Origin of the sequence: Pectinatus sottacetonis, assembly GCF_015732155.1 — a bacterium.
Taxonomy (GTDB): domain Bacteria; phylum Bacillota; class Negativicutes; order Selenomonadales; family Selenomonadaceae; genus Pectinatus; species Pectinatus sottacetonis.
In genome coordinates, this window is sequence record NZ_WIQK01000001.1 from 1572293 (window position 1) to 1591929 (window position 19637).

Sequence of the window (19637 nt, forward strand, 5' to 3'; positions counted from 1 at the left end):
AATAAATACTTTAAAGAAAGGAGAGATTTATTTGCGTGGTATACGTGGCGCAATAACTGTAGAAGTAAATGAAAGTAAAGCTGTTTGTGAGGCGGTTCAAATGTTATTAAAAGAAATGATGAGTGAAAATTATTTAAGTACAGGTGATATAGGTGCGGCTATTTTTTCGGCTACCAGTGATATAACCGCAGCTTTTCCGGCAGCTGCAGCCCGTACTCTGGCAGGCTGGGATATGGTTCCTCTTTTTGATGCACAACAGATGGTTGTAGATAACAGCATTAGGAAATGTATAAGAGTATTGCTTTTGGTAAACAGCAGTAAAAGTCAGAACGAAATAAATCATGTTTATCTACGACGGGCAAAAAAGTTAAGACCAGATATAATAAAAAAAGAAAAAGTATAATTTTCTTAAGGTAAAAATATGATTTACATAATAATTGCTATTTAAAATATTGAGGGTTAATGTTCTGGATTTATGTTGAAAATAAGTATAAAAATAGAAAAAAATAATATATAAGGTTATTATACTTGACTTAAAGTATTACAATTATATAATTATTTTATAAAATAATATAAATTCAGACTAATGGAGGATTTTGATGATAAACTTAAAAATATCTGAACCAAATCCACGAGAATCAGTACGTGAATATGCTTATCGCATATTGAGCGAAAATATATTGGATTTGGTTTTAGTACCAGGGGCTGCAATATCGGAGAAAGAAATTTCTGATGTCTTGTCCATTAGCCGGACACCTGTTCGTGAAGCTTTTATTCGCCTGTCACAGGAAGGACTGCTGGAAATATTGCCACAACGGGGAACATATGTATCTAAAATAGACACGGAGCAAATAGCTGAATTTAAATTTTTACGAATAACCTTAGAGCAGGCAGTGATGAAATTAGCTTGTAGTGATTTTCCTCAAAAACTTCAGGAACAGCTTTGCAACTGTTTGGAAAAACAAAGTATATGTGTGAAAAAAAGAAATCATGAGCAATTTTTCATTTTTGACAATATGATGCATGACATAATTTTTACTGGCTGTGAGAAATCATATATATGGAAAATAATCCAGGAGGCAAATTTAAATTATGCACGTGCGCGTGTATTAGATTTGTCTTCACGGCAAGATGAAATAGAAGTATTGTTTGCACAGCATAAAGAAATAGTTAAAGCGATTATTACGAAGGATACAAGTTTGGGTGAAAATATAATAGTTCGGCATATAAATAAAGTTATTAGTGATGTTGATGACTTACAAAAACAATATCCAGAGTTTTTTAAATAAATAAATGCTAACGTAGTACATGCAGGATAATATCACCATGTTGTCTAAGCCATAGGCGATGTTTTTGAAAATCCGGGTCAAGTCTTTTTACTATTGACCAGAATTTTATTGAATGATTCATTTGTAGCAGATGGGCTGTTTCGTGTATGACTAGGTAATCAATTATGTTGTCCGGTGCCATCATAATTCGCCAGTTATAGTTTATATTGTGCAGGCTTGAACAGCTGCCCCAGCGGCTTTTTTGATCACGGATACTTATACGCGAAACGTAAACAGATAGTTTTTTACTCCAAAATACAGTTCTTTGTGTAAGATAAATTTTTGCTTCTTGCTTGTACCAGGGAATAAATAAAGAATCAAGTGGTAAAAACAGTGAGTCAGTGTGAGGAATAATAATATTATTGTTATTTATCATAGGAAAACTAATGGTTTCATACCGAGAAGCTAATTTTATATGTAATTTTTTTCCTCTGTACAATATGTAAGTGTTATTAATAGGAGGGTCATTTGATAACTGCTCATAAGCTGAATTTTTTTTGCTTATCCATGTAGAATAACGATGCAGAATTTGTAAAGCTTCTTTGTTAGAAACACTTTGAGGTGTTTTTATTATGATTTTACAACAGCTTTTTACGGAAATTGTTATTGTTTTACGTTTTTGTTGTTCATGAATATAAGCAAAATTTTTATTATCAATTTGAATATGCGGCATATGGCATAATTCCTTCCTAAACAATACATATTGATATAGCAATATAATTTATAAACTCATTTTATGATATCAGGTCATAGAAAATAGTACAATATATCAAATGAATATTAGTTGAAATATTTATTTTTAATATGATGGTATGTAAAAAAATACAATGACTATTAGGAAAATACTGATAATTATAATAAAAAATCATATAAATTATTTATAAATAAAAGTCATTTAATAGATAGCAAAGGATATAATATAAACTATTTTCTGTTTCATTTATATGCTATAATAAGAAAGTATAAAATATTTAATAATGATGTTTTAAACATTATTGAATATGATTAAATATTTTATATTAAGACCTTACCTTAGAAATCAATATGTATTTTATTCGTAGGGGGTAATTTGAGATGAATTATGTTATTTTAGGAGCTGGTGGGACAGGGGCCTGCATTGGTGGGTTTTTGGCAGCATCTGGTAAGGATGTTACCCTTATTGCTCGTGGGCAGCATTTGCAAGCTTTGAAAAAAAATGGCTTGATTTTACATTCTGATAAAAAAGGTGAAATTCACTTAAAAAATATAAAAGCAATGGATACAGAAGAGTATAAAAGCAAGGCCGATGTTATCTTTGTAAGTGTTAAAGGATATTCTCTCCAGGAAGTAATTCCTTTTTTAAAAAAAGTATCAGATCGTCATACAATTATTATTCCTATATTAAACATTTATGGGACAGGGAAACTGTTGGCAGCACAGCTGCCTGGAAAGAATGTTTTGGAAGGATGTATTTATATAGTAGCTTGGGTGTCTGCTCCAGGAGAAATTACACAACGGGGAAATATTTTTAGAGTGGTTTATGGTACACGAGGTGAATCAAGTTTACGAACGCAGCTTGACCAAATAGCCACGGATTTATTGACAGCAGGGATAGCACCTGTTGTTTCTCAAAATATTGCAGAAGATACATATAGAAAATTTACCTTTGTTTCGCCTATGGCGGCAGCTGGAGCTTATTATGATGTACCTGCTGGAAAAATGCAGGAAAGAGGAAAAGAATGTGATTTATTCTGTGCATTAGTTGATGAAGCCATAAAAGTCGGTGAAGCGATGGGGCTTAAGCTCGATGATGGACTGCGGGAAAAAAATGTGGACATAATGAATGCACTTACACCGGAAACGACTGCCTCTATGCAGAAAGATTTGAAAAAAGGTGGAAAGTCAGAAATCGATGGACTTGTTTTTGAAGTTGTAAGAATGGCAGAAAAAGTAAATATACCAGTTCCCTGCTATAAAAAAGTTGCAAAGAAATTTGGTTTCGCCAATAAAAATTCTTGATGAAGAGGAAAAATATAAATTAAATATCAAGGCAGCCACTAGATTGGAATATAAGGCTCTAAAAAATATTATAGATACAGTATAAGGTGTTATAGTTAACAAAATTTTTTCTTGTAAATGACGTTGCATTAGGCAATAGAAGTAAGTCAACTGCCTTTAGGCATTTTATGCTAATGGCAGTTTTCTTGTAAAATTTAACATAAAAATAACGTTATTATTAAGCAGAAGTTAAAAATAAGTAATATACTAATAAAGTATTTATAATGTGGATTATATAAGATTGTGGATATTACAAACTGATATGTACCTTCTGGTTTTGCTTTTATAATAGGAACTTTGAAATAGACATTATTTCTGGAAGAATTAGGACACAAGCTTAAATGTGGTAAAATTATTAATTAACAGGAGTGATAAAAAGCAGTGGAGTTGGCAGTTCTATTTATTATAGGAATTGGGGTTGGTGCTTTTGGCACACTTGTTGGAATCGGCGGCGGATTGATAATGATACCTTTATTTGTATTGGTTATGACAGGACCTAAAAATGAAGCCCCAGGGTTTTTTAATACATTTCACACAGTTTACCAGGCAATAGGTACTTCTCTTTTTGGGGTGTTTTTAAATACTTTATCAGGTACAATTGCATATATAAGACAAAAACGTGTATATTTTGATGCGGCGGTGCCTTTTGCTATAGCAACACTACCAGGAGCATTTATTGGTAGTTATGTTGATGAATATTTTACAGGTCGTAGTTTTGATTTTGTATTTGGTGTAGTATTAGTTATTTTATCTTTGATAATGTATTGGAAATCATCGACAAAAAGAGCTACAGCAAATTCTTTTGATCCAAAATCTTTTAAATATCCTAAACGACTAGGGATTTTCATTAGTGTTTTTGTAGGATTTTTGTCAAGCGTATTGGGAATTGGTGGAGGAATTATTCATGTACCGTTGATGATATATATATTATCATTTCCGCCGCATGTAGCGACGGCAACGTCACATTTTGTATTGGCAGTGTCATCATTTACTGGCTGTATTTCTCATTATATGCTGGGGCATATATTATGGAAACCGGCACTTGGTATCGGGCTCGGGGCTGTTGTCGGAGCTCAGATTGGAGCTAAAATATCGAGTAAAACACGTCCGCATATGATAGTTGTACTATTGTCACTGGCTATGTGTGTATTGGGAATAAAATTAATTTTAATGTCGTAAAATAATTTATCCATAAAAAAAATAAGCATAAAACATTAAAATAATGTTTTATGCAATAAATACATAAGTAATAATGCTGTTAGCTTATTTTTTTATTCATTTTTGCCTGACATTCAGGGCATATACCATAAAAATAAAACTGTTGACCGGATAGATCATAGGATGTTTTTTCCGCAACTTTTTTTATTGCAGGAGAAAAATCAAAGTCGGGAACATCGTCTACCCGGTTGCATACTGTACAACGGATATGAGGATGTGGTTCGACAACAGCATCATATCGAAGACTGTCTTCACCAACATTTATAACCTGGATAAGTCTTATTTCCTTTAAAATATCGATTGTTTTATAAATTGTTGCCAAACTCATTGTAGGGTAATATGGCTGTAATTTATTAAAAATCATTTCAGCATTTGGGTGGGATTTTGTATTGCATAGGGCATTATATATAGCCAATCGCTGAGGTGTTACTTTAAATCCTTTTTTACGCAGTAATGCTGTCACTTTTTTTGCGTCCATCATGATATTTATGCGTCCTTTCGTGAATATTAAAATTAATTGTAGGTAATAGTCATTATTAATAAAATAATACTATGTTAATATTCTAATAAAAACAAGTCAATGTGTCAATGTTTATAGATAAAATTTTATATTGAATAATTATTATCCATTAGGATGATGGTCTTGCGGAGAATTTTACCACTGTCAGGGAATGCATTTATTTAGTAATTAATATATTTGCAACTGTGCTGAATATAATGAGTTAATTACTGTTAGGGCAGTCCGGTGTTTTCTTATGAAATAATAAGGGAAATTTTTATTTCGCGTGTGATAAAGAATTTATTGAGCAAGTAAAAAAGATAAAGATTCTTTATTATCTATCTGAATCATCATAATGCAAATTTTTATATAAGCATTATAAATCATTGACAAATAAATAAAAAAATGATATCCTATATATCGTTGCTGATGTATAATAACACATTTGAGAGCATTTGGAGAGTTGTCCGAGTGGTTGAAGGAGCACGCCTGGAAAGCGTGTGTGCGGGAAACTGTACCGAGGGTTCGAATCCCTCACTCTCCGCCATCTTACATAAATTAATTTTTAAATCTGCGTAAAGCAGTTTTTTTTATTTTACAGAGATATTTTAGAAGGTTATTTGTATAAATTTGTTATTCTTATATTATAAAAATAAATCACCTCATAAATATATTATTGCATAATTTTATGCATGATGATATACTGTGTTTAGAAAAATAAAATATATGTTTTCTGTGCGATGAAGCCAATTAACAAAACAACTATTATAAGTGTTAAATTGTTAATTGGCTTTTTTGTGCAAATATGGGGGAGTGGTATTTAATGGGGAAAAAGAAAATTTTTAAGTCAGCGATAATTTCAATGGGAATAATTTTTTCTATACTAGGGGCAGGTTGTGGCAGTAGTAATTCTAACGCAATAAAGGTAGGCGGGGATCTTGAGTTAACAGGAAATAATGCTTCTTATGGAACATCTGCTGCGAATGGAGCCCAGATAGCTTTTGACGATATTAATGCTGCTGGAGGGATCAACGGGAAAAAAGTTAAATTTATAAAAGCGGATAATAAGTCGGATCCGGCTGAAGCGGCCAATGCAATAACCAAATTAATAACATCAGATGGGGTATCAGTAGTGTTGGGAGCTTGTACTTCGTCAAATACAATGGCAATGGTAAGAATCGCGGAAGATCAAAAAGTTCCAGTGGTGAGTCCATTTTCAACAAATCCTAAGGTGACTGTAGGTGATAATGGGAAAGTAAATTCGTATATATTCAGAGCATGTTTTATAGATCCTTTCCAAGGTACAGTAATGGGAAATTTTGCCACAAAGACATTAAAGGCAAAACGGGTGGCTGTATACATAGATAATAGCTCAGATTATTCTAAAGGGCTGGCACATTTTTTTGAAGAAAGTTTTAAGAAAAATGGTGGGGAAATAGTCGATGAAGAAGCTTATTTGCAGAAAGATAGTGATTTCAAAGCTACGTTGACTAAAATTGCTGCATCTAATCCAGATATGATATACGTACCAGGATATTATGAAGAAGTAGGCAAGATTATTAAACAGGCACGTGATTTGGGAATTACCGTACCTATCTGCGGTGGAGATGGTTGGGACAGCAGCAAATTGGTTAAAATTGCTGGAGCGCAAGCCCTCAATAATACTTATTTTACAAATCATTATTCTGTGCAGAACAAAACACCGGAAGCGGATAAATTTATTAAGGAATATAAGGAAAAATATCAGACAGATCCAGATGCTGCGGCAGTACTAGGCTATGATGCTGCATCCATGATTATTGATGCGGTGAAACGCGCAGGGAGTACAGATCCAAAAAAAATAAAAGAAGCAATAGCAGGCATAAAGGATTTGCAGCTTGTAACAGGTAAAATAACCATTGATAAAAATCATAATCCTGTTAAACAGGCGGTTATAATTGAATTTAAAGATGGAAAACAGATATTTAAACAGGCAGTCAATCCTCAATAAGATAAATTTGCAAAGTACAAAACTATAAAAAATTATGACCAAAAGCAGGACATAATATGAAAAAAAGAGAATGTACACTACAATTAGTAGTGTACATTCTCTTTTTTGTGATCATTCCAGCGAAGGGGATGTTTTTATTGAAAAATAAAGCTATTATAACAAAGGGTCCAACTATATTTTATTGACGAACTGTGATTTGTATAATTGCTATAATCTATAGGGGTAATAGTACTAAAAAATATATAAGGTTCTTTAATGCATATTGCAAAAACATATTGATAATTATTATCAATTATGCTATATTAGAACCAGAAAGAAAATTGTTATTTATTAATAATTTCTTAACAGGTTCGCTAAGTTAATTCACAAAGGGAGATGCAATGAATGACTTTTGACAAATTAAAAATTGAAAAAGTAATAGGAAGAGAAATTATTGATTCACGCGGTAATCCAACCGTTGAAGCAGAAGTTGTTTTACAAAGTGGTAGTGTCGGTAGGGCAGCGGTTCCTAGTGGAGCATCTACAGGAGAATTTGAAGCGTTAGAACTGCGTGATAATGACAAAACTCGTTTTTTGGGTAAAGGTGTAACAAAAGCTGTTAATAATATAAATACAGTTATCAATGCAGCAGTCCAAGGGCTGGATGCATCAGATATATATGCTGTCGACAATGCTATGATCAGATTTGATGGGACAAAGGATAAGTCGAAACTGGGAGCTAATGCCATGCTTGCAGTTTCAATTGCCAGTGCCAAAGCAGCAGCAATTGCATTGGGGATTCCATTATATCGTTTTCTTGGTGGGATAAATGGAAACAGGTTGCCGGTTCCAATGATGAACATTCTTAACGGTGGTGTACATGCGGCGAATAGTGTGGATAGTCAGGAATTTTTGATTATGCCCGTAGGAGCAGAAACCTTTAAAGAAGGGTTGCGCTGGTGTACGGAAGTGTATCATTCTCTGCAGAAAATATTAAAGGACAGGGGACTTACAACTTCAGTTGGTGACGAAGGTGGATTTGCTCCGGATCTTTCTAGTGATGAAGAAGTTTTAAAGACTATTTTACAGGCTGTTGAAGCAGCAGGTTATGAAGCACCAAAAGACTTTATGCTTGCTATGGATCCAGCGGCTAGTGAATGGAAAGGAGCTAAGACTGGTGAATATATTTTGCCGAAATCGGGAAGAAAATTTACCAATGATCAGCTGATAGATTATTGGGCTGAACTTGTGGAAAAATATCCAATCATTTCTTTGGAAGATGGATTAGATGAAGAAGACTGGGAAGGCTGGCAAAAACTGACAAAACGGCTGGGGCATAAAATACAAATAGTCGGAGATGATTTATTTGTAACCAATACGGAACGTTTAGCCAAAGGAATAAAGCTGGGTTGTGCTAATTCGATACTGATAAAGCTCAATCAAATAGGTACTGTTTCTGAAACACTCGAAGCCATAAAGATGGCACATAAGGCAGGTTATACAGCTGTTACATCACATCGCTCAGGAGAAACGGAAGACACTACTATTGCTGATTTGGCGGTTGCCCTTAATACCTGCCAGATAAAGACCGGTGCTCCGAGTAGAAGTGAACGCGTAGCTAAATATAATCAGTTATTGAGAATTGAAGAAGCTTTGGGAGAAAGTGCCGTTTATCCTGGAATGGCAGCTTTTAATCAAAAACGTAGCTGATAAAATATAATAAATAAAAATACTCTCTTGTAGTATACTAATAAAATCATGTATACAATAAGAGGGTATTTTTAAATTTCACTAGTTGATTAGTAAAAAAATTTATTGGCGTGAATTTTTTTTTCGGTAATATAATTTATACCAGAGCATAGGAATTATTATCATAGGAATTCCAACATAAAATACAGAGCGAAGCTCTTTGGTAAATGCCATGACACTCAGGCATAATATTTGTATCCATATGCCAAATAAAGTCAGATAAGGAAAGAAAGGGGTTTTGTATTTTAATAAGGACACAAGATGTTCTTTTTCCATCTTACGGCGAAATTTATACTGACTCCAGCAGATTGATATCCATGCAACAGCACCTGTAAAACCAGATACAGCCAATAAATATGTGTAAGCCAGTGAACTGGTATCATAGGTATATAGAAAAATGATTAGCCAGCAACCGATTATTGAAACGAAGACAGAGTTCTGTGGCATACCATTTTTGTTGAGTTTTCCCAGCCATTGAGGAGCCATACCTAATTTGGCTAGAGCCTGTAAAGCACGTCCGCTTCCATAGAGGCCTGAGTTAGAACATGAAATAGCAGCAGTAAGAATAACAAAAGCAAAACAGGCTGCCAGATGATTAAAGCCATATTCGTGTAAAGCAGCAGAGAAAGGACTTTCCTGTAAACCGGCATGGTTCCACGGAAGAATAGAAATAAGCAAAGATACTGGGATTATATATAGGGCAATTATGCGCCAGCAGACATTTCTAACGGCAATAGGGATACTTTTTTCTGGATTTTTGCATTCGCCGGCAGCCAGACCAATGATTTCGGAACCTTGAAAATTGACCAGAATAATTATCATTGTCATAAAAATTGCCCAGTACCCTTTGGGCGCAAATCCTCCATTATGCAGTAGAATCTGCGTGCCAATATAGTGATTGCCCCAGGTACCAATACAAATTGTAAAAGCCGTTATACTAAATACTATAAGTGCGATAACTTTTATGAGAGAAAGCCAGAATTCACTTTCACCAAATTTATCTACACTAAAAATGTTTATAAATGTAATTATTAAACCAAAGAATATTGCCCAGCTTACTTGTCCGACACCAGGAATAAAGTTATGCATTATAATTCCGGCTGCGATCATTTCAGAAGGGACATAAGCAATCCAATTAAGCCAATAAGCCCAGCCTACCCCGCAAGCCCATATAGGCGAAATGAATTCGTTGGCATAATTTACAAATGAGCCTGATATGGGTTTAGCTACAGCTAATTCGGCCAAACACAGCATAACACAGAATACAATTAGCCCCCCCAATAAATAAGCTAAAATGGCAGCCGGACCAGCTTTTTCCAATATGTAGCCTGTACCGAGAAAATAACCACTGCCGATAATCCCTCCCAAAGAAATTAACTGTAAATGTCTGGCTTTTAGTCCACGATGCATAGTCGGTTCAGTCATTATTACTACACGATCCTTCCGAGTAGATTAAAAAATATAAAATTAAATTGCAAATGAATTATAATTATAAAGTACAATTGAGATGATACTACAAAAGTATAAAATTTGCTATAAAAATTTATGTTTATTACGGGACTTTATTTTTTTGTAAAATTTGCTATAATTATAAACTATGGCAATTTTTTATACAGGGAAAATTGTTCGTAGATATTATTAATTGAAATTTTTCATATATTTAAATGAATGGAGACGGATATGCTGAAGTATAAAACAATAGATTCGTGTATGATTGCTGATTATAACATTAATAAATCACGTTTTATAGCACATGTAAAACGTACTACGACAGAAGAACATGCGGAAGAATATATTGAACAACTAAGAAAAAAATATTGGGATGCCAATCATAATTGTGCAGCATATATCATTGGAGGAGAAAAGGAAAAGCAGAAGGCTTATGATGACGGGGAGCCTTCAGGTACTGCCGGTATGCCGATACTTGATGTTTTACAAAAAAAAGATCTGTCAGATATTACTGTAGTGGTAACGCGTTACTTTGGTGGAATTAAACTGGGCGCAAGCGGATTGATACGGGCATATGGACATAGTGCCTCTTTAGTGTTATCAAAGGCACTTATTGTTGAACGTACACCATTCGAAAAAATAAAGATAAATTTTAAGTATTCCCTTTTAGGGGCAATGGAAAATTATTGTCATAAAAATAATATACGTATACTAAATAAAATTTATAGTGATGGTGTAGAATTCACTATTTTAGCTATTACAGAAAATTATGAAAATATTACCCAATCTGTATTGGATATAGCAGCAGGTACTTGCAGGATTATTAAGCTAGGCGAATTTTATTTTGATGTACCTGTCGCTGAATAGATATAAAAAACGGAACTGTCATATGTAACAGTTCCGTTTTTAGTGCATTTAAAAGTTGTAACTAGTCTTCATAAGCCGCTTTGATTTCAGCAAAATACATAGTATGCCAGTCATTATCCTTATACCAGCGGGCAGCTTCTCCCACATCCATTTTTTCTGGCAGCATATTCTGCTTGTAAAGAACAGTGCATTCTAAATGAAGGCCAGCTCCAGCAATTACTGGTGTATTAATTTTTTGTCCGTTTTGTGCAGATAATCCAGCAGCCTTGAACTTGTCAAGATCCCGGCCTGATTTTGTGCCGCACAAACTCAGCGCGGTTTTCATATCATGTGTAGGGATACTTATAGTAAATTCATTACTTTTTTCTAGAAGTGACCATGTGTAGCGTGATTTTCTTACCATAGCAGTAAAAACAGGCTTGGACCACATAACACCTATAGAACCCCAGCCAATAGCCATAGTATTAATTTTACCATCATATGCGGTAGTTAAAAATACACTGGGAGGGAGAGCCTGGGTGATTTTGTCTGCAATTTTCAGTGGATTTACAGGTTTCAAAATAATAACATCCTTTCATTACTAATAAACGATATAAAATAATAGTAATATAAATTAATTCTAATAATTTATATTACTATTATTATAACATTTATGTCTAGAATCATAAAAAAAATTTTTTAGTTGTTTTTTTGAAATTCAACCATGAAATCTGCCAGACATTTTACGCCTTCATAAGGCATTGCATTATAGATAGAAGCGCGCAGGCCGCCAACAGACCGATGTCCCTTTATACCACATAATTGTTTTTCTTTTGCTTTGGCAATAAATTTAGCTTCTAATTCTTCTGAAGGCAAGCGGAAAGTGACATTCATGAAGGAACGGCTGTCTTTTTCGGCGTGGCCTCTGTAGAAATTATTACTGTTATCAATGATATCATATAATAAAGCAGCTTTTTTGGCATTCTTTTCCGCCATAACAGATAATCCACCTTGTTTTTTTATCCAGGCAGCTACTTTTCCTACGAAATAAATACCAAATGCAGGAGGAGTATTATATAAGGAATTCTTTTTGCTGTAAGTATTATAGCGGAACATAGTAGGAATATTCTCCGGACTGTTTTCTATAAATGATTTTTTAACTACAACTAAGGCGACTCCGGCAGGACCAAGATTTTTTTGAACACCGGCATAGATAAGGGAAAATTTGTTGAAATCCAAAGGACGAGAAAGCATATCAGAGGACATATCCGCGATGAGCGGAATACTGCTAGTTTCCGGAATATAATGATATTCCGTGCCATAAATGGTATTATTATAACATATATGAAGATAGGCAGCATCATCACCTAGTTTAATGTCAGACTGTTTAGGAATATTACGGAAGTCATTTTCTTTACTGGAAGCAGCTATGGCACCAACACCTTGTATTTCGGCTTCTTTAAAAGCTTTAGTAGAAAAACTGCCTGATAGAACATAATTTCCCTTTTTACCATTTAAAGCGAAATTCATAGGAACCATAGCAAACTCAGTACTGGCTCCACCCTGAATGAACAAAACATCATAATCATCGCCTAGCCCCATAAGCTCTTTTATATCGGCTTTAGCCTGATTGTGAACTTGTTCGTATTCTTTGGAGCGATGACTTATTTCAATGATGGACATTCCGCTGTTGTCAAAATTTAAGAATTCTTTTTGTGTTTCCTTTAATACTTCCAAGGGCATAGTTGCAGGCCCTGGATTAAAATTGTATACACGATTTGCTTCCACTAAAAAAACCTCCAAATAATTCCATCTAAAAAACGAAAAGTTAAAATTAACGAATTTATCAATACATAATTTTACGCTAATAAAGTAATATCGTCAAGAAAAAGAACCAAGTGTGTTTTTTATATCGCATTTTAATATAAAACACCTTATAATAATGGAAGGGACTATTATGAAGCATAATGGTAATATGCCTCATACAGTCCCTTCTGAATATAATTATATTATGGATATGCAGTACACAGATAAGTGAATAAAGAACAATATAGATATAATCTGATAGGAGTTGTTATAAAAATGACAAAAGAAACAAATTCTCTGACACTGCTAGGAAAGAAAAATGTAAAATACGGCTATAATTATACTCCTGAAGTATTGGAAACTTTTGCCAATAAACATCCTGACCGTGATTACTGGGTAAAATTCAATTGTCCTGAATTTACAAGCCTTTGTCCTATAACAGGACAGCCGGATTTTGCGACTATTTACATTTCATATATTCCTGATAAAATTATGGTAGAGAGCAAGTCATTAAAACTTTATTTAGTCAGTTTCAGAAATCATGGTGCATTCCATGAAGACGTGATAAATATAATAATGGATGACTTAATAGATTTGCTGCAACCAAGATATATAGAAATATGGGGCAAATTTCTGCCACGCGGTGGTATTTCAATAGATCCATATGTAAATTATGGACAGGTTGACAGCAAGTATAGTGAAATTGCTAAACAGCGGTTTATACAGCATGATCTGAATGGAATGGATAAAATTGATAATAGATAATAGAATATCTATTATTACAGAACATACCAAACCGATAAATGCGTTTGCCATTGCTGGGGAAACGCATTTTAATCGTTATTTGGGATTGTATTCTATTATTTTGACATTGTTGTTCCCATGTTCTTCGTTTAGATTTAATACGGTATTATCATCTATCCTGATAATGGGCAGAGACGAATAGCCAGCTGGATAATATACAACGCGACCCCGCCTGCCATCATTAAGGCCAACCATAGAACCTAGAAAGGAATTTTGAATATTGGAAATAAATGGGACACAGACCTGAGCATCAAGGGTAGAGAACATATTATTACCAATTATGCCAACTGCATCAAAAGGGGTTTGCTTTACTTCGCCTTCGCGTTCTGTAGTAATATTGTCATATAAGTTGGCAATCATTATAATGCGGGCATATTCATGTATTTCACTACCGCTGATGCCGAAAGGTTCACCCGTTCCATCTATTGATTCGTGATGCTGCAGGGCAGCCGCCCGGACACCTTCTGAAATATTGCTTTTACCAGACAGTATTTTTTGGCCATTTATTGTATGCTGTATATATATTTCATATTCTTCTGGGGTTAAAGACTGGGGGCGTCTGTTAATAATTTTTTTCGGTAACATCGTTTTCCCTATATCATGTAAAAAACCTGCCAATATAAGATCGTTGATTTTATTTTCACTGAAACGCAGCCATTTACCAATTACTCCGGCCATTATAGAAACACGGACAGAATGATGATAAATGTTATCACTCATATTGCTTAAAGTATATAGATAATCGATGACACCGCTTTCCTTAATTATGGGCATTAAAGAATTTTTTACTTCTTTACTTGTCGATTCAATTGACTTGTCCTTGCCTTGAGCAATGTTGTTGAAAAGTTCAGTAGCTTCTGCAATAATATCATTGTATTTTTTTACAAAAGCATTTTCTTTGTTGAACATTATTTCTACAGCACGGTAGTTATTGCTTAGGTCAAAGCCATCTCTTACATAGGCAAAAGGAATATTTAAATATTTCAATCGGGTTATATGGGCATGAGTCAGCATGGTTCCACCTGATAAAATTACTACCATTTTATCATTAAGAATCGTTTGACCTAGAGTCATCCCTGGCAGTAATTGGTCGATAGATATCTTTTTCACTTATATACCTCCTTGTGTAGTCATTCGATATCCGAATGTATATATTATATATTCTTTGTATAATTTTTAAATCCTACTTTAAAAAAAATTAAATCTTTTGCTTGATAAAATAATTTAGATAGGGAGTGTTGATATGTTACAAATATATACGGGAAATGGAAAGGGAAAAACAACAGCAGCAATAGGATTGTCAATAAGAGCAATTGGTGCGGGAATGAATGTTTATTTTGCCCAGTTTATGAAAAGCCTTGCATATAGTGAACAGAAAATTTTGCAGAAATTACCGGGAATAACATTAAAAACAAGTGGAAAACCATATTTTATAGCCGAAGAAGGAATGGTGGATAAGGAAAAAATAAAAAAAGAGTGGGGTGAGGATATTGTTGTATTTCCTAAAAATAATCCACCAGCAGATTACATTAAATTAGTCAGAAATGGTATAGATGAAGTAAAAAAAGCTGTTTTATCTTCTAAATATAATCTTATCATTTTGGACGAAATTAATGTGGCATTATTTTTCGGTTTAGTAAATCAGGCAGAAGTTGAACAATTACTGAATAGTATTCCCCATAATATAGAAGTAGTGTGTACAGGAAGAAATGCACCGGATTGGCTTATACAAAGAGCAGATTTGGTTACAGAAATGAAACTAGTAAAACATTACTTTGACAAGGGCATTATGGGACGAAAGGGTATTGAAGACTAAATAGGCAGTATATTTTCCCTAAAACAATTAAAATACCAGGATTTTTTGTAAATCAGGCTGTAGTTTTATACTGTTATATAAAACTGCTTCGACTGGAGTAAGTGATACTGTATTAGTTGCCGCAGAAATAACAGTTATGAGCCGATTGGTATGGGTATTGTATATAGTATAGGAAATTGATGTGTAATAGCTGTTTTTCACATATTTTTGCCGGGCTATGACAATGTCTGTATTGACTATATATTTGCAGCTGAGGGGGAGGATAAGGGGCGTTTTTCCACTTGTCCAGCAGGAACCCTTGATATAGTGATGGGTAGTGTCTGCGAGAGCCAAACATATATACTTATCTATGTTTTCTTTATATTGTTCGGTAGAAATATGAAACGATGGGGCAGTATAAATGACCTTAGCTGTAGATAATAAATCATTTAAGGGAGGCTTCTGTTTATTTTGATAATATCTACGCAGGGCCATATCTACATACAGGAGAATTCGGTGGTGCAGTTTATTATCATATGATTCTACGGGAAAATATTTTATTTCCCTGCCGAAAAGTTTATAATGTGAATTAAATATCTGGGCTAGATTTCGTACGGAATCACCTGACATGACAATTCTTAATAAGTTTATTTTTGAACCGTAAATTTTGGCAAACGCTTCATTGCCGATAGCTGGGGAACCAAAAGTAATAACACTTATTTGGGTCGGACTTATTCCTAAATTGGTGAGTTTGACAGCAGTAAGTATTGCAGCGGCACCGCCAAGACTATGCCCGGTGATATAAAGATGGGCATTGTGGTCTTTTTTTAGCAAATGCACTAATGATTGTCCTAACGTTTTCCCTTGAAATTTTTCGGTAAAAAAAGCTTCATCCACATATTTATTAAAGCCACTATGCACCATAGGAATAACAGCATCTTTTTGCTGCTTATTTAAAACAGCTGATGTTGATTTTTTATTTTGCGGAAAAGGTATAAGCGATATTTTTATATCACTTGTTATATCATTATAATCACTGGTACCTCTTATTGCTAATATATAGGAATTTTCGTTCTTTTTAAAATTATTATTATAGGCCAGGAAAAACTTTTGCGAAAGATTATTTCCTGGTTTATCAAATGATTCAAAATGCCAACCATAAACAGATAGTGTTTTTTTGGCAAGACTGCTGAATTCGTCATCATAGGCAGCCATGGACATCAAAGAACATATGTATTGTGCTTTATAGCTGACGTGGTTTTGGGCAGATGTATACTTGGGAATAATGAGCAACAGAAAAATAATTATGGGATTAGCAAATAAACATTTCTTTTTTAGCATAAGTTCACCCCTTACTATAAGAATATTCTAACATATATTATTATTTTGGGAAATAGATTGTTGCAGTTCGAGTAATGTAATGATATAATACGTATGAATAAATAATCATATGTTTATATGAAAAAATATGTAATTGTTGCTGGTTAATTTTATTATTACAAGGAAAAATAAGAGGTGACGATTGTGCTGAAAAATACGGATATTAATGAAAACGGCATGTATCTTTCAACAGAAGAAAGTATGACAGCCTGTTCATGTTGCTGTCATGGTGGGCATAATCATGACAGCAGGGTATTAAAATGGTATAAGAGTAGAGATTTTCGGGAAATAATGCTGGGAGCCATATTATTTGCTGTTGCAGTTTTTATACCAGAATATAAATTGCTATTTTTGGCAGTTGCTTATATTATATTAGGCAGGAATGTTTTATATAATGCTTTTCGCAATATATTAAAAGGACAAGTATTTAATGAAAATTTTTTAATGAGTATAGCTACATTGGGAGCGATGGCAATAGCCGAATATCCTGAAGCAGTGGGAGTAATGCTGTTTTTTAGAATAGGAGAGTTTTTTGAAGAAAGAGCAACAGGAAAAAGTCGTCAACAGATAATAAAAGCTATTGATATGCGTCCAGAAAGTATATTGTTATTAAACGGTGATGAGATTGTTTCTGTCCCCGCAACACAGGCCCGGATAGGTGATGTTATTCTGGTACGTCCTGGAGACAGGATACCGCTGGATGGCATTATAGTAGAGGGAAGTAGTCAGCTTGACACGTCACCACTTACAGGAGAAATCATGCCAGTAAATGTAACGGAAGGCAGAGCAGTATTATCAGGTTGTATAAACAAATCAGGGGTAATAAAAATACGTGTGGATAAACCATTATCACAGTCCATGGTATCAAGAATACTGTCTGCTGTACAGAGTGCTGCGGCTGATAAACCACATATACAGCGATTTATCAACCGGTTTGCGCGGATATATACACCCGTTGTAACAGGAGCAGCACTATTGATTGCCATTGTTCCTCCTTTGGCAACAGGACAGTGGCATGCGTATATATATGCGGCTTTAACGTTTTTAGTCATAAGTTGTCCTTGTGCTTTGGTGCTAAGTGTGCCTTTAGCTTTTTTTTCAGGGATAGGAACAGCATCAAGGCAGGGAATATTATTTAAAGATGGAGCCGCACTTGAAGCCTTGGCACAAGTTAAAGTAGCAGCTTTGGATAAAACAGGTACACTTACGCAAGGCGTTTTTGCTATACAGCAAATAAAAAGCAAAAATGGTTTTTCTCAGGCGGATATATTACGAATATGTGCTGCATTGGAACGTACTTCTGCACATCCTATAGCTGTCAGCATAGTGAAAAAAGCAGAAAAAGAACAGCTGACTATTCCCAAAGCCGTTGAAGTAGAGGAGAGTCCTAGCAAGGGAATGACAGCTGTAATAAATGGTAAAAAAATAATTTGTGGGAATCAAAGATTTATGAATGAAAACAACATCATAATAGAAAAAGCGATGGGAACAACCATTTATCTGGCAGTTGAGGAAAAATATGCTGGTTGTATTGTAATGGGGGATACATTGAAAGGTGATGCTCTGTTGGCGGTAAACAGACTAAGGAAACAAGCAATAAAACCAGCACTTCTGACTGGAGATTCTACAGAAAGCGCGGTAATCACGGCAGAAACATTGAATATAAAGGAAATCTATACCGGGCTTTTGCCTGAAGATAAATTGAAAATTCTGCAGAAATTGCGTGGTAAACATGGAAAAATACTGTTTACCGGTGATGGAATAAATGATGCTCCGGTATTGGCTAATGCAGATGTAGGTGCAGCTATGGGATCAGGTTCCGATGCAGCTATAGAAGCAGCGGATATTGTTTTTATGACATCGAAGGTTGAATCCATAGCAGATGCTGTAGATATAGCAAAAACAACACGTAATATAGCGATGCAAAATGTTATTTTAGCTCTGGGAATTAAATCTGCGGTCATGGTAATGGGGCTTTTAGGACACGCATCTTTGTGGAGTGCTGTTTTTGCCGATACAGGAGCAGCAGTATTGTGTATAATGAATTCTATCCGTTTTTTATATCTGCCGAATAAATGGCGACAATGGAAATTAATGGCTTGATTCTATGGAAGAATGATAATTAACATTATGGGCTAATTTGTATATCACGTTTTTGGCTACAATGACAGATGCGATATGATCATGTCCTGAATATGGGCGTAGTTGAAAATTGTGGTGTTGATTATTATCATAGGATAAATTTCCAGTGCCATCATCAACCATAATTACGTATTCCTCAGGGAAATTGTATTGATTGTTCCAATGCAGCTCATATAAATCATATTCACCGTTGAAGTCCGCAGTATGCTTTATAGTATCTTCTTTAATGATAGACCAGTTTTCTGTATGAGAATTTTTGCCGTAAACATGTACGCTGGTATTTTTATTTTTTATATTAGTTGCAATATAAATATCGAGAAAATCACCGCCGTCACATCTTCCAGCTACTGGAGGTCCCCAATTATAATTGGCAGTAAGCTGCATGACCGGCTGCTTTATTGCTATGTTGTTAAAAATATCTAAAAGTATTGTCTGAGCCTTATCAGCGGTTTTTTTACTGGCATTTTTTTTACCCATTGAAGTATTCGCTCCTTTTTATTAAAAAATAAATTTATCCAATTAAGGGAACATTCTATAAAATACGGTAAATACCTTCATTAATGACAAAATGTTTATAAAATTTTTATATACACTAAAAAAGGTCTGCCTTTCGAC

Annotated in this window: 19 protein-coding genes and 1 tRNA gene; 12 read left to right on the plus strand and 8 right to left on the minus strand. The window is 34.3% G+C overall.

All coding sequences use genetic code 11. The features are described from left to right. Positions 1 to 31: 31 nt before the first annotated feature. Positions 32 to 403, plus strand: a complete 372-nt coding sequence (gene aroH / locus I6760_RS07315) for a chorismate mutase (RefSeq protein ID WP_196593834.1) — start codon at positions 32 to 34, stop codon at positions 401 to 403. Positions 404 to 599: 196 nt separating this feature from the next. Next, positions 600 to 1289, plus strand: coding sequence for a GntR family transcriptional regulator (locus tag I6760_RS07320; RefSeq protein WP_231036145.1), 690 nt, complete (start codon positions 600 to 602; stop codon positions 1287 to 1289). Positions 1290 to 1296: 7 nt separating this feature from the next. Here I6760_RS07320 and I6760_RS07325 read toward each other — a convergent pair whose 3' ends face one another. Further along, entirely contained in the window at positions 1297 to 2001 is a 705-nt protein-coding gene (locus I6760_RS07325) for a M48 family metallopeptidase (protein ID WP_196593835.1), read from the minus strand. 401 nt (positions 2002 to 2402) lie between these two features. Between I6760_RS07325 and I6760_RS07330 the strand changes: the two genes are divergently transcribed. Both I6760_RS07330 and I6760_RS07335 read left to right on the plus strand, forming a co-directional pair. After that, positions 2403 to 3326, plus strand: a complete 924-nt coding sequence (locus I6760_RS07330) for a ketopantoate reductase family protein (protein WP_196593836.1) — start codon at positions 2403 to 2405, stop codon at positions 3324 to 3326. Between the two features lie 420 nt (positions 3327 to 3746). Continuing rightward, positions 3747 to 4544 (plus strand): sulfite exporter TauE/SafE family protein, encoded by a 798-nt coding sequence (locus tag I6760_RS07335; protein WP_196593837.1) that lies wholly within the window; start codon positions 3747 to 3749, stop codon positions 4542 to 4544. A gap of 79 nt (positions 4545 to 4623) precedes the next feature. Here I6760_RS07335 and perR read toward each other — a convergent pair whose 3' ends face one another. Further along, positions 4624 to 5064: a transcriptional regulator PerR gene (perR, locus tag I6760_RS07340; protein ID WP_196593838.1), complete on the minus strand. Its 441-nt coding sequence runs from the start codon at positions 5062 to 5064 to the stop codon at positions 4624 to 4626. A gap of 475 nt (positions 5065 to 5539) precedes the next feature. Between perR and I6760_RS07345 the strand changes: the two genes are divergently transcribed. From I6760_RS07345 to eno, 4 genes are all read left to right on the plus strand, one after another. Next, positions 5540 to 5629: transfer RNA gene (locus I6760_RS07345), tRNA-Ser, on the plus strand. 276 nt (positions 5630 to 5905) lie between these two features. Next, a complete protein-coding gene (locus I6760_RS07350) occupies positions 5906 to 7072 on the plus strand; it encodes an ABC transporter substrate-binding protein (RefSeq protein WP_196593839.1) in 1167 nt (388 codons plus the stop codon). A 56-nt stretch (positions 7073 to 7128) separates the two neighbouring features. Further along, on the plus strand, positions 7129 to 7257 hold the full coding sequence (locus I6760_RS12860) for a hypothetical protein (RefSeq protein WP_269140276.1): 129 nt from the start codon (positions 7129 to 7131) through the stop codon (positions 7255 to 7257). Positions 7258 to 7456: 199 nt separating this feature from the next. After that, positions 7457 to 8761 (plus strand): phosphopyruvate hydratase, encoded by a 1305-nt coding sequence (eno, locus tag I6760_RS07355; protein ID WP_196593840.1) that lies wholly within the window; start codon positions 7457 to 7459, stop codon positions 8759 to 8761. 102 nt (positions 8762 to 8863) lie between these two features. Here the strand turns inward: eno and I6760_RS07360 are convergent, their stop codons facing one another. After that, the gene (locus I6760_RS07360) at positions 8864 to 10225 is read right to left on the minus strand and encodes an amino acid permease (RefSeq protein ID WP_231036147.1); all 1362 of its coding nucleotides are present in this window, start codon (positions 10223 to 10225) and stop codon (positions 8864 to 8866) included. Between the two features lie 255 nt (positions 10226 to 10480). Here I6760_RS07360 and I6760_RS07365 point away from each other — a divergent pair, with 255 nt between their 5' ends. Next, positions 10481 to 11116: a YigZ family protein gene (locus I6760_RS07365; RefSeq protein ID WP_196593841.1), complete on the plus strand. Its 636-nt coding sequence runs from the start codon at positions 10481 to 10483 to the stop codon at positions 11114 to 11116. 61 nt (positions 11117 to 11177) lie between these two features. Here the strand turns inward: I6760_RS07365 and I6760_RS07370 are convergent, their stop codons facing one another. Continuing rightward, complete coding sequence (locus I6760_RS07370; RefSeq protein WP_231036149.1) at positions 11178 to 11675, minus strand: flavin reductase family protein; 498 nt, start codon at positions 11673 to 11675, stop codon at positions 11178 to 11180. A 119-nt stretch (positions 11676 to 11794) separates the two neighbouring features. After that, entirely contained in the window at positions 11795 to 12883 is a 1089-nt protein-coding gene (gene serC / locus I6760_RS07375) for a 3-phosphoserine/phosphohydroxythreonine transaminase (protein WP_196593842.1), read from the minus strand. Between the two features lie 288 nt (positions 12884 to 13171). Between serC and queF the strand changes: the two genes are divergently transcribed. Further along, positions 13172 to 13666: a preQ(1) synthase gene (queF, locus tag I6760_RS07380; protein WP_456320151.1), complete on the plus strand. Its 495-nt coding sequence runs from the start codon at positions 13172 to 13174 to the stop codon at positions 13664 to 13666. A 75-nt stretch (positions 13667 to 13741) separates the two neighbouring features. Here the strand turns inward: queF and I6760_RS07385 are convergent, their stop codons facing one another. Further along, positions 13742 to 14815, minus strand: coding sequence for an HD-GYP domain-containing protein (locus I6760_RS07385; protein ID WP_196593844.1), 1074 nt, complete (start codon positions 14813 to 14815; stop codon positions 13742 to 13744). Positions 14816 to 14948: 133 nt separating this feature from the next. Between I6760_RS07385 and I6760_RS07390 the strand changes: the two genes are divergently transcribed. After that, entirely contained in the window at positions 14949 to 15521 is a 573-nt protein-coding gene (locus tag I6760_RS07390; RefSeq protein ID WP_196593845.1) for a cob(I)yrinic acid a,c-diamide adenosyltransferase, read from the plus strand. A gap of 27 nt (positions 15522 to 15548) precedes the next feature. Here the strand turns inward: I6760_RS07390 and I6760_RS07395 are convergent, their stop codons facing one another. Further along, complete coding sequence (locus I6760_RS07395) at positions 15549 to 16841, minus strand: lipase family protein (RefSeq protein ID WP_196593846.1); 1293 nt, start codon at positions 16839 to 16841, stop codon at positions 15549 to 15551. Between the two features lie 183 nt (positions 16842 to 17024). Here I6760_RS07395 and I6760_RS07400 point away from each other — a divergent pair, with 183 nt between their 5' ends. Further along, a complete protein-coding gene (locus I6760_RS07400) occupies positions 17025 to 18983 on the plus strand; it encodes a heavy metal translocating P-type ATPase (RefSeq protein WP_196593847.1) in 1959 nt (652 codons plus the stop codon). On the opposite strand, the gene I6760_RS07405 is transcribed toward I6760_RS07400, so the two are convergent. Continuing rightward, positions 18972 to 19499 carry a hypothetical protein gene (locus I6760_RS07405; protein WP_196593848.1) on the minus strand — a complete coding sequence of 176 codons (528 nt, stop codon included), beginning with the start codon at positions 19497 to 19499 and terminating at the stop codon, positions 18972 to 18974. The genes I6760_RS07400 and I6760_RS07405 overlap by 12 nt on opposite strands. Between the last annotated feature and the right edge of the window lie 138 nt (positions 19500 to 19637).